At 67.6% G+C, this 10,328-nt stretch carries 10 protein-coding genes; 5 read left to right on the forward strand and 5 right to left on the reverse strand.

Annotated features, from left to right (window positions below):
- Positions 1-21: 21 nt before the first annotated feature.
- Positions 22-1,500 carry a PLP-dependent aminotransferase family protein gene (locus CF70_RS01600; RefSeq protein ID WP_051647960.1) on the reverse strand — a complete coding sequence of 493 codons (1,479 nt, stop codon included), beginning with the start codon at positions 1,498-1,500 and terminating at the stop codon, positions 22-24.
- 174 nt (positions 1,501-1,674) lie between these two features.
- Between CF70_RS01600 and CF70_RS01605 the strand changes: the two genes are divergently transcribed.
- Both CF70_RS01605 and CF70_RS01610 read left to right on the forward strand, forming a co-directional pair.
- A complete protein-coding gene (locus CF70_RS01605; RefSeq protein ID WP_035859472.1) occupies positions 1,675-2,031 on the forward strand; it encodes a hypothetical protein in 357 nt (118 codons plus the stop codon).
- 60 nt (positions 2,032-2,091) lie between these two features.
- Positions 2,092-3,075 (forward strand): threo-3-hydroxy-L-aspartate ammonia-lyase, encoded by a 984-nt coding sequence (locus tag CF70_RS01610; RefSeq protein WP_035859530.1) that lies wholly within the window; start codon positions 2,092-2,094, stop codon positions 3,073-3,075.
- 16 nt (positions 3,076-3,091) lie between these two features.
- Here CF70_RS01610 and CF70_RS01615 read toward each other — a convergent pair whose 3' ends face one another.
- Positions 3,092-3,397, reverse strand: coding sequence for a single-stranded DNA-binding protein (locus CF70_RS01615; protein WP_035859473.1), 306 nt, complete (start codon positions 3,395-3,397; stop codon positions 3,092-3,094).
- A gap of 231 nt (positions 3,398-3,628) precedes the next feature.
- Between CF70_RS01615 and CF70_RS01620 the strand changes: the two genes are divergently transcribed.
- A complete protein-coding gene (locus CF70_RS01620) occupies positions 3,629-5,251 on the forward strand; it encodes an NAD(P)/FAD-dependent oxidoreductase (protein ID WP_035859474.1) in 1,623 nt (540 codons plus the stop codon).
- Between the two features lie 17 nt (positions 5,252-5,268).
- Here CF70_RS01620 and CF70_RS01625 read toward each other — a convergent pair whose 3' ends face one another.
- Entirely contained in the window at positions 5,269-6,543 is a 1,275-nt protein-coding gene (locus CF70_RS01625) for a TIGR03862 family flavoprotein (protein WP_035859475.1), read from the reverse strand.
- A gap of 170 nt (positions 6,544-6,713) precedes the next feature.
- On the opposite strand from CF70_RS01625, the gene CF70_RS01630 reads away from it, so the two are divergent.
- Both CF70_RS01630 and CF70_RS01635 read left to right on the forward strand, forming a co-directional pair.
- A complete protein-coding gene (locus CF70_RS01630; RefSeq protein WP_051647961.1) occupies positions 6,714-7,133 on the forward strand; it encodes a hypothetical protein in 420 nt (139 codons plus the stop codon).
- 30 nt (positions 7,134-7,163) lie between these two features.
- Complete coding sequence (locus CF70_RS01635) at positions 7,164-7,730, forward strand: DUF1415 domain-containing protein (RefSeq protein WP_035859476.1); 567 nt, start codon at positions 7,164-7,166, stop codon at positions 7,728-7,730.
- Positions 7,731-7,797: 67 nt separating this feature from the next.
- Here the strand turns inward: CF70_RS01635 and CF70_RS01640 are convergent, their stop codons facing one another.
- Together CF70_RS01640 and CF70_RS01645 are read right to left on the reverse strand one after the other, a co-directional pair.
- A complete protein-coding gene (locus CF70_RS01640) occupies positions 7,798-8,685 on the reverse strand; it encodes a class I SAM-dependent methyltransferase (protein WP_051647962.1) in 888 nt (295 codons plus the stop codon).
- 147 nt (positions 8,686-8,832) lie between these two features.
- Positions 8,833-9,783: a bestrophin family protein gene (locus tag CF70_RS01645; RefSeq protein WP_035859477.1), complete on the reverse strand. Its 951-nt coding sequence runs from the start codon at positions 9,781-9,783 to the stop codon at positions 8,833-8,835.
- Positions 9,784-10,328 lie beyond the last annotated feature (545 nt).

Genomic DNA, 10,328 nt, shown 5'->3' on the forward strand with positions numbered 1-10,328 from the left:
GCCGGCCGTGGCTAGCGGCCCTCAGCCGCCGCGCCTGGCTCCCGCGCCGCCCTGTGGCCCTGGCTTGTCGGCCACGCGCGCTACCACGCCAGCAAGCGTGCGCAGCGCGCGCTCGATGGCAGGCGAGTACGGCGTGCCGCAATTGAGCCGCAGGAAATGGTCGAAGCGGTTGGAGTTGGAGAACATCACGCCGGGGACCACGCGGATGCCGGCCTCCATGGCCTGGTCGAACACCGTCTCGGACGATACCGATCCCGGCAACTCCACCCACAGGTGCAGGCCGCCGTTCGGGTTGGAGGCGCGCGTGCCCGCGGGGAACTCGGCGGCAATCGCTTGCGCCACCTGCCCGCGCTGGCTTCGCAGTTGCTCGCGCAGGCGCCGCAGGTGACGCTCGAAGGCGCCTGATCCCATGTACTCGGCGGCCGCGATCTGCGCCAGCAGTTCGTTGGGCCGCGACTGGCTGTACTTGAGCATCTCCACGCGCGCCTGCCATTTGCCCGCGGCAATCCAGCCCAGCCGCATGCCAGGGGCCAGGATCTTGTGCAACGAGGCGCAATGGATCACGCCGCCGCCGCGGTCCCAGGCCTTGAGCGCGGCTAGTGGCGCGTCGCTGTCCGCCAGCGCGGAGAAGCAGTCGTCCTCGATCAGCGCGATGGCGCGCTGCTCGCACCATGCCACCAGTTGCGCCTTGTTGGCGTCCGGCATGATGCTGCCCAGCGGATTCTGCAGGTTCGGCACCACCACCACGGCGCGGATGTTGTCGTAGGTTTGTGCCGCCAGTTCCAGCGCTTCGAGCGAGATGCCGGTCTGCGGGCTGCTGGGAATCTCCAGCGCCCGCATGCCCAGGCTTTCCAGTATCTGCAGCAGGCCGTAGTAGGTGGGCGACTCCACGGCAATCACGTCGCCAGGGCGCGCTACCGCGCGCAGGGCAAGGTTGAGGGCTTCCGTGCAGCCATGGGTGACCATGATGTCTTCGGGCGCCACGGTGATGCGCGAAAGCAGTGCGTGCCGCGCCAGCGCGGCGCGAAAAGCCGGGTGCCCTTCGGCGTCGGCGGCGCTGCCGAACAGATGCGGGTGGCGCCGCAGCGCGCGCGCCGCTGCATTGCGCAGGGCCTCCGCCGGGTAGAGTGCCGGCGCGCCGCAGGCGCCGGCGAAGTTCACGTCGACCGGAAGCTGGCGTCCGCGTGCGGTGATGGCGGAAATGCGCTCATGGATGCCGACGTACTGCGCGGGGTCCGGCAGCGTGGCGGCGGGTTCCTCGATCGGCGCCAGCGGCTTGTGCCGGGTATGCCGCACGAAATAGCCCGAGCGCGGCCTGGCTTCGAGCAGGCCATCGCTCTCCATCTGCCGGCAGGCTTGCAGCGCGGTGGACAAACTCACGCCATGCAGCTCCATCAGGGTGCGCACGGAGGGAATGCGATCTCCCGGCTTCAATGCTCCGGTTTCGATGGCGTGCAGGTAGTGCTGGGCGAGCTGGCGATAGAGCGGGGCGGATTCCATGCGGTATGGTGGCGCGGGGGGAGCCGGCACAACAGATACAGATGTAGGGCTTCTGTATCGTAACAGATGGGTTGAGGCGCCTCTGTTATGGTTCACAAGCCGCTGGCGTGTGCCTGTTTTGGTCCGATCCTGCCCGGTAGTCTGGAACCCTGTCAAAGCCAGGGAACAGGCATCATGCAAAGCTATCGTTCAGAACCAATCATCGTCGCCGTCGAGCCGGTGCAGGTTGCCCACGCCACGCCGGCGGCGAGCGTGCCGCAAGCGCAGACGCTCGACCTCGAAACCAGCCGTGTGCTACGGTTCCATGCCCAGGCCGGCACCACGCTTTACGTGCTGGAGGGCGAAGTGGACATGCTCGAGGCGCCGCGCTGGCTGGCCGGCACGGTGTGGCGCCAGCCGAGGCGCCTGCCGGCCGGCAGCGCGGCGGAACTGCCGGCGGGCTGGGTGGAAGTGCTGGCGCGGCGAGCGGCCACGCTGCGGCTTCAGCCGCCGCCGGCGCGGGCCTGGTGGGCCCGCTGGCTGGCGAGGTAACGCCGGGAGCGCCATTGGTGGCGCGGCAGTGCAGGCAATGCATACATGGAGAGCAACACGATGACCGAACTGGCAATTTCCTACGACGACGTGGTCCAGGCCCACCGCCGGCTGGAGGGCGTGGCGCACCGTACGCCGGTGATGACTTCCACTACCGCCGATGCGGCAAGCGGCGCGCAACTGTTTTTCAAGTGCGAGAATTTCCAGCGCATGGGCGCGTTCAAGTTTCGCGGCGCCTATAACGCCATCGCGCAGTTCACGCCCGAGCAGCGGGCGGGCGGGGTGATCGCGTTTTCCTCGGGCAACCACGCGCAGGCGATCGCCCTGTCGGCGCGCCTGTTCGGCGTGCGCGCGGTGATCGTGATGCCGCGCGATGCGCCCGCGATCAAGATCGCCGCCACCCGCGGCTATGGCGGCGAAGTGGTGCTGTACGACCGCTATACCGAGGATCGCGAAGCCATCGGGCGCCGTCTGGCGCAGGAGCAAGGCCTGACGCTGATCCCGCCTTACGATCATCCGCATGTGATGGCCGGGCAGGGCACGGCCGCCAAGGAACTGTTCGAGCAGGCCGGGCCGCTGGATGTGCTGCTGACCCCGCTGGGCGGCGGCGGCCTGTTGTCGGGCTGCGCCGTGGCTGCGCGCGCGCTCAACCCGGACTGCCTGGTGATCGGCGTGGAGCCCGAGGCTGGCGACGACGGCCAGCGCAGCTTGCGCACCGGCAAGATCGTCCACATCGATACCCCCGCCACGCTTGCCGATGGTGCCCAGACGCAGCATCTCGGCCAGCTCACCTTCCCGGTGCTGCGCAGCCTGGTGGACGATGTGGTGACGGTCAGCGACGCGGAACTGGTCGAGGCCATGGCTTTCTTCGCCAGCCGCATGAAGATGATCGTCGAGCCGACCGGCTGCCTGGCGGCCGCGGCCGTGTTCGCCAAGCGGGTTGCCGTGAGCGGCAAGCGCGTGGGCGTGCTGCTGTCCGGCGGCAATGTGGACCTGGCCCGCTTTGCTGCCCTGGTGCAGGCGGCACAGCCGGTGCAGGACTGAAGGGCGGGCGCGCCGCTCAGTCCTGGCGGTCGTGGGCGCTCAGCATGGCATGCGCCACCAGGTCCAGCGCGGGCCGGGTGTCGCCGTTCTTGTCGGTCCAGACCTTGGGCGTCAGGCTGCCCGACAGCGCCACCGACTCGCCATCCTCCAGCGCCAGCAGCGCGGCGCGCACTTTGTCGGCAAAGGCAATCACGTTGACGATGACGGTATCGCCGTCGTTGACCGCGGCCTTGACCTTGGCGGTGACATACTGGCTGCCAGCCTGGCCGGTACGCTCGCTGGCGTGGCCGTGGAGCCGGCCGCTGACTAGTGCGTCGATCATCTTTCTTCCTTCCTGGGATTGTCTGGTTGGGCTGCGGGTATCGCGTGCCGGGACACGTTTCCACCTTGCCGGGCTGCGGAAGATCTCACAATTTCGCGGCCTCGTGGCGGAGAATGCGGACCCTGGCCCTAAAAACGATAAAATTGCGGTCCGGCCAGCCCGACGCTCAACCAGAGTGCAGTCAGCGCCCCTTCCAGGGCCGACCCACCGGCCGCAGAATTCCAGGTTCCCATGCTACGTCTAAGTGAAGTCAAACTCCCGCTCGATCATGCCGAGAGCGATCTGAAGGCCGCCGTCCTCGCGCGCCTCGCCGAAATTGGCGTCAAGGCCGACGGCCTGACCGGATTCACCGTGTTCCGACGCGCGCACGATGCCCGCAAGCGCTCCGATATCAAGCTCACCTACATCATCGATATCGAAGTCACGGACGAAGCGGCGGCGATCCAGCGCATGGCCGGCAAGCCGAACTGGAGCGTGACGCCGGACATGGCCTACCGCTTCGTCGCGCAGGCACCGGCGCCGGGCACGGCCTTGCGCCCGGTGGTGATCGGCATGGGGCCGTGCGGATTGCTGGCTGGCCTGATCCTGGCGCAGATGGGCTTCAAGCCCATCATCCTGGAGCGCGGCAAGGAAGTGCGCGAGCGCACCAAGGACACCTTCGGCCTGTGGCGCAAGAGCGTGCTCAATCCCGAGTCGAACGTGCAGTTCGGCGAGGGCGGCGCCGGCACCTTCTCCGACGGCAAGCTGTACAGCCAGATCAAGGATCCGAAGCACTACGGCCGCAAGGTGCTCGACGAGTTCGTCAAGGCCGGCGCGCCGGAAGACATCCTCTATCTCGCGCGTCCGCACATCGGTACCTTCCGCCTGGTCAGCATGGTGGAGAAGATGCGCGCCGAGATTTTCTCGCTCGGCGGCGAGATCCGTTTCGAGACCCGGGTCGAGGATATCGACATCGAGCGCGGCAAGGTGCGCGGCCTCAAGTTGTCCAATGGCGAGTACCTGGAGGCCGACCACGTCATCCTGGCGGTGGGCCACAGCGCGCGCGACACCTTCGAGATGCTGTCTGAACGCGGCGTGTTCATGGAGGCCAAGCCGTTCTCGCTGGGCTTCCGCATCGAGCATCCGCAGGGCATGATCAACAGCAGCCGCTTCGGCAAGTTCGCCGGCAACAAGCTGCTGGGCGCCGCCGACTACAAGGTCGTGCACCACGCCAGCAACGGCCGCGCGGTCTACAGCTTCTGCATGTGCCCCGGCGGCACGGTGGTGGCCGCGGCGTCGGAGCCGGGGCGCGTGGTCACCAACGGCATGAGCCAGTACGTCCGCGCCGAGCGCAATGCCAATGCCGGCATCGTGGTCGGCATCACGCCGGAAGATTTCCCTGGCGGCCCGATGGCCGGCATTGCCTTCCAGCGCCACTGGGAAGAGCGCGCGTTCGAACTCGGCGGGCGCAACTACAACGCGCCGGCGCAACTGGTTGGCGACTTCATCGCGCGCCGGCCTTCCACCGCGATGGGCTCGGTCGAGCCTTCGTACAAGCCGGGCGTTACGCCGACCGATCTCTCGACCGCGCTGCCCGACTACGTGATCGAGGCCATCCGCGAAGCACTACCCGAACTCGACAAGAAGATCGCTGGTTTTGCCATGCACGATGCCGTGCTGACCGGTGTGGAAACGCGCACGTCTTCGCCGCTGCGCATCCGCCGCAAGGATGACTACCAGAGCATGAATGTGGAAGGCCTGTATCCGGCCGGCGAAGGCGCAGGCTATGCGGGCGGCATCTACTCGGCGGCCATCGATGGCATCGAGGTGGCCGAGGCGGTCGCACTGAGCATCGTCAACGGCAAGGCGGCCTGAGCGCCTGCCGCGCGGCTTTAATCCGCGGCGGCGGCTTCCAGATAGGCCGCCGCGCCCAGGCCGGCGGCGAGCCCGCTGGCAAAGCAGGCGGTCAGCAGGTAGCCGCCGGTGGGCGCTTCCCAGTCCAGCATCTCGCCGGCGCAGAACACGCCCGGCATGGCGCGCAGCATCAGACCGGCGTCCAGCGCCTCGAACTCGACGCCGCCCGCGCTGCTGATCACTTCGTCGATCGGGCGCGCGCGCAGCAGGCGCAAGGGTAGCGCCTTGAGCGCCACCGCCAGCCGGGCGGGATTGGCAAACGCTTCCTTCGACAGGCATTCGCGCAGCAGTCCCGCCTTTACGCCGGTGATGCCCAGCTTGCTTTGCAGATGGCTCGACAGCGAGCGCGCGCCGCGCGGGCGCTGTACCGCGTCGGCTACGCGTTCGGCACTCAGGCCCGGCGCCAGGTCGAGGTGGATCACGGCTTCCCCCGTGGCTTCGAGCAGGTCGCGCATCGGCGCGCTTAGCGCATACACCAGGCTGCCCTCGATGCCGCCCGCGGTGATGACGAATTCGCCCTGGCGATAGTGTTCGACGCCATCCCGGTCGCGCAGGCCGATTGCCACCGCTTTCACCGGCTGCCCGGCAAAACGCGTGTGGAAGTGCTCGCTCCACGCTACGTCGAAACCGCAGTTGGCCGGGCGCAGTGGCGCTACCCCGACGCCGCGCGCGGCCAGCAGCGGCACCCAGGCGCCGTCCGATCCCAGGCGCGCCCAACTGCCGCCGCCCAGTGCCAGCACCACCGCGCTGGCCTGCACCACGCGCTCGCCTTCCGGCGTGGCGAAGCACAGCTTGCCGGGGGCGTCGCCACCGGCGTCCGCCCAGCCCAGCCAGCGATGCCGCATATGGAATTGCACGCCGGCTTCACGCAGGCGGTGCAGCCATGCGCGCAGCATCGGCGCGGCCTTCATGTCGGTCGGAAAGACACGACCCGAGCTGCCGACGAAGGTATCGATGCCCAGGCCGTGCACCCAGTCGCGCAGCGCTCGCGGGTCGAAGCCCGCCAGCAGCGGCGCGATCTGCGCGCTGCGGCTGCCGTAGCGCGCCAGGAAAGGCTGCGCGGCTTCGGAATGCGTCAGGTTCATGCCGCCGCGCCCGGCCATCAGGAACTTGCGGCCGACCGATGGCATGGCGTCGTACACGTCCACGCGAAACCCGCGCCCAGCCAGTGCCTCGGCCGCCATCAGGCCCGCGGGGCCGCCGCCGATCACGGCGACGCTGGCGGCTGGGAGGGAGGCGGTGGGTGCAGACATGGTTTGAATCCGGGGGAAAGCGGTCGGTCGCGGAATGCGGCGCAAGGTATGGTGCGGCGGATCGGATTATATAGGGCAGGGCGCGGCAGCTTGTCCGTGCCGGAACGCCCGCGAGGGGCAGCTGCTAAGATCGCGCTTTCCCGCGTGCTACTGGTTTCCTGCGTTCCCCCATGCTCTTGCCGTCTCGCCTGTCGTTCCCTCTTCCCGCCGCGCGGGCTGTCGTGCTGGTCTTGCTGAGTCTGCTGGCCGGGGTGGCACAGGCCCAGGAAACAGCGCAAGGCCTGCAGGACAAGGCGATGAAGGGCGACTTCCTGGCACAGCGCAACCTGTCCTACTGCCTGCAGTCGGGTTGCCTCGGTCTGGAGCGCGACCGCGTCAAGGCCTGCATGTGGCGCAAGGTCATCCTGCTGTCGGGCGATCGCCATGTCACCGACCTGGATAGCGCCAACCTGGAGTACGTCTGCGGCAAGCTCAGCGCAGCCGAGCGCGATGCGGCCATGCGGCAGGCCGAGACGCTGGCGCGCCAGATCTACGCGCCGCGCCGCCAGGCGGCACCGCCTCGTAGCGGCGGCGCGGGCAGCGGGCGCTAAAATAACGGTTTAGCGCCGTCCGTCATCGCCATGTCTTTCGCTTCGCCATCCGGCCAGTCCGTCGTGCACGCCACCCAGCAATGGCTGGAGCGCGCCGTGATCGGCCTCAACCTGTGTCCCTTCGCCAAGGCCGTGCACGTGAAGCGGCAGATCCGCTATGCGGTGTGCGAGGCCACCGATACCGAGGGCGTGCTGGCCGATCTCGAAACCGAGATGCGCACGCTCGCCGATGCCGATCCCGCCGAGATCGACACCACCTTGCTGATCGTGCCCCATGCGCTGGCCGATTTCCTCGAGTACAACGATTTCCTCTACTTCGCCGAGCGCCTGCTCAAGAGCCTGCGGCTGGCGGGCATCCTGCAGATCGCCAGCTTTCATCCGGACTACGTGTTCGGCGGCAGCGAGCCGGACGACATCGAGAACTACACCAACCGCGCGCCTTACCCCATCCTGCACCTGCTGCGCGAGGACAGCATCGCGCGGGCCGTGGAGGCGTTTCCCGATGCGGCGGAAATCTACGAGCGCAACGAGCAGACCATGCGCCGGCTCGGCCACGAGGGCTGGCGCAAGCTGATGGCCGAAGACGGCGGGAAATAAAAAACGCGCCGTCGCGGCGGCGCGTTGATCAGCCCCGGCAGCGCCGGGGCCATGACGCAAGGCAGCATCAGCCGGCAGTGGCCGGCTCTTGCGTATAAAAGCGTTCTTCCATCTCCTCCAGTCCCAGCGTGCGCAGCACTTCATGCAGCCGCTCGGCCGGGCGCCGGCGCGGCAGGTCCTTGTACTGCGCGATGATCAGCTCGTTCTTCATGGAGTGCTCCCAGCCCACCAGCTCGGTCACGCTGACCTGGTAGCCGTGCGCCTCCAGTTGCAGGCACCGCAGCACATTGGTGACCTGGCTGCCGAACTCGCGCGTATGCAGCGGATGGCGCCAGATCTCGGTGAGCGGATTGCCGGCCAGCAGCTTTGCCTTGTTCCTGCGCAGCACGCCGGCCACTTCTGCCTGGCAGCAAGGCACCACCACGATGTATTTGGCGCGCTTCTCCAGCGCGAAGCGGATCGCATCGTCCGTGGCCGTATTGCAGGCGTGCAGGGCGGTGACGATGTCGATGGTGGGCGGCAGTTGCGGCGAGGTGATCGAATCGGCCACCGACAGGTTCAGGAACGACATGCCCTTGAAGTCCAGCCGGCTGGCAAGCTCCTGCGAGCTGCGCACCAGTTCCTCGCGCGTCTCGATGCCGTAGATGTGCGACTGGTCGAGCTGCTCCTTGAAGAACAGGTCGTACAGGATAAAGCCCAGGTAGGATTTGCCGGCGCCGTGGTCGACCAGCGTCACGTCGGGGTGATCCTGCTTGAGATCCTGCAGCAGCGGCTCGATGAACTGGAACAGGTGATAGACCTGCTTGAGCTTGCGGCGGCTGTCCTGGTTCATCTTGCCGTCGCGCGTGAGGATATGCAGCGCCTTGAGCAGCTCGATGGACTGGCCGGGACGGATTTCGTGGGGGCTGGACGCCGGTGCGGCGGGCGTCTTGGACGCCGGGGACTTCTGGGCCATCTGGGATGTTTCGAACCTGGGAAAAGCGGTGAGGCGTGCGCCAAAGCCGGACGACGCTGCGCCGGTACAGCGAGAGTTTACCGAAAGTCGCGCCAGGCCGGGAGAGTGATGAAAGCGGCGCATGCCGGTCCGGCCGGCAACGGCGCGTCAGTGCAGGCAGTAATCCACCGGGGCGAGCGGCGGCGGCAACTCGGTTTCGCCCAGTGCTTCCTTCATGCCGATCTCGATGGTGCGGCACAGCGCGTCGAGCGGCAGGTCGTTGGGGCTGGTGCCGAACGGCTCTTCCAGTTCATCGCCCAGCGCATCGAGGCCGAAGAAGGTATATGCCACGATCGCCACCACGATGGGCGTGACAAAGCCGATGGTATCGACCAGCCCGAACGGCAGCAGGAAGCAATACAGGTACGCGGTGCGGTGCAGCAGCAGCGTGTATGAGAAGGGGATGGGCGTGTTGCGGATGCGATCGCAAGCCACCGCCGTGGCCACCATGTGCGACAAGGTGTCGTCGATGCTGGCGGCAAGGCAAGGATCGACACGGCCTTGCCGCACGCAAAGGCCCAGATCCTCGCCCATGCCCATCATCAGCGCGGCCGGCGCGTTGGTGCTGCGCTGCAGTGCAGCAAGCTCCGCGGGCCGCAGCCAGGATCGCTCCAGCCCGGCATCCGCGCTGCTGCCGCGCAGGCGGTTGCGCAGCGCGTAGGCATAAGCCATGGCGCGCGAGATCATGCGAACCCGCACATCGTCCAGCCCGGCCTGGGCAGCGGCGGTGCCACCCGGCGCCTCGGCAATCAGGCCGAGGCATTGCCGAGCCAGGTTCTGGCTGCGTACCACCAGGTCTCCCCACAGCTTGCGGCCTTCCCAGAAACGGTCGTAGGCGGCGGTATTGCGAAAGCCCAGGAAGATGGCCAGCGGCAAGCCGATCAGCGTGAAGGGAATGGCCGTGAGCGTGATCTTGTGCTGGAAAAACGCACCGTGGCTGAGCGTGACGCCTACCGCCACCACCAAGTTCACCAGCAGCACGCGCCAGATGCGGGACAGGATCGAGCCTCGCAGGACCAGGAACAGCTTCAGTCCCGAGGGGCGTTCTCGCACGATCATCAGTGATCCTCTTTGCTACGGTGTGGCATTCCGTCGATGGACGGAAGTGTACATTTTCCGCCACTGGCGGTGGAGCGTCCGCCGGCCAAGCCACCCGGCTCAAGTTTTCCGCGAAACGGCCGTTGGTGTTGTGTGCGCCAGAAAGGACATAGACCCTTCGGCGCGTAAATGACACCCGGCCCAGGGGCCTGCCCAGCAGGCCCGAGCATCCGGTGGCCGAGCCAACCCAGGCGTGCCGCCAGATACGCAGCGCCAGCCATCGGCAGCATGCCGCCTCGCCCTATAACCAGCGCCGGATATGCGGCGCAGGGGCGCGGCGATGCCCGGGCCGGGACCGCGGGCGGCGCGGAAGACGGGGCCGCGCCGCCCGGACACGATCCATCAAGGGAAGAACTGAATGGAAAACCGGGGACAAGACACAGTAGCCGGCGTAGCCGCAGGCTTGCAGGTCAGCCTGGATGAAGGCACGCGCCAGTTGCGCGCAATATTCGCCGTTGTGCCGGGCCGGCTGCCGCCGGACCGCGCGGGGCTGGGAGAGGGACTGG

The organism is Cupriavidus sp. SK-3 (assembly GCF_000611145.1).
Taxonomy (GTDB): Bacteria; Pseudomonadota; Gammaproteobacteria; order Burkholderiales; family Burkholderiaceae; genus Cupriavidus.

Bases quoted from the DNA above. Each gene is read 5' to 3' on its own strand.
- CF70_RS01620 (WP_035859474.1), top strand. From the start codon at position 3,629: ATGCTACGTCTAAGTGAAGTCAAACTCCCGCTCGATCATGCCGAGAGC.
- CF70_RS01615 (WP_035859473.1), bottom strand. From the start codon at position 3,397: ATGATCGACGCACTAGTCAGCGGCCGGCTCCACGGCCACGCCAGCGAG.
- CF70_RS01605 (WP_035859472.1), top strand. From the start codon at position 1,675: ATGCAAAGCTATCGTTCAGAACCAATCATCGTCGCCGTCGAGCCGGTG.
- CF70_RS01645 (WP_035859477.1), bottom strand. From the start codon at position 9,783: ATGATCGTGCGAGAACGCCCCTCGGGACTGAAGCTGTTCCTGGTCCTG.
- CF70_RS01640 (WP_051647962.1), bottom strand. From the start codon at position 8,685: ATGGCCCAGAAGTCCCCGGCGTCCAAGACGCCCGCCGCACCGGCGTCC.
- CF70_RS01630 (WP_051647961.1), top strand. From the start codon at position 6,714: ATGCTCTTGCCGTCTCGCCTGTCGTTCCCTCTTCCCGCCGCGCGGGCT.
- CF70_RS01600 (WP_051647960.1), bottom strand. From the start codon at position 1,500: ATGGAATCCGCCCCGCTCTATCGCCAGCTCGCCCAGCACTACCTGCAC.
- CF70_RS01610 (WP_035859530.1), top strand. From the start codon at position 2,092: ATGACCGAACTGGCAATTTCCTACGACGACGTGGTCCAGGCCCACCGC.
- CF70_RS01635 (WP_035859476.1), top strand. From the start codon at position 7,164: ATGTCTTTCGCTTCGCCATCCGGCCAGTCCGTCGTGCACGCCACCCAG.
- CF70_RS01625 (WP_035859475.1), bottom strand. From the start codon at position 6,543: ATGTCTGCACCCACCGCCTCCCTCCCAGCCGCCAGCGTCGCCGTGATC.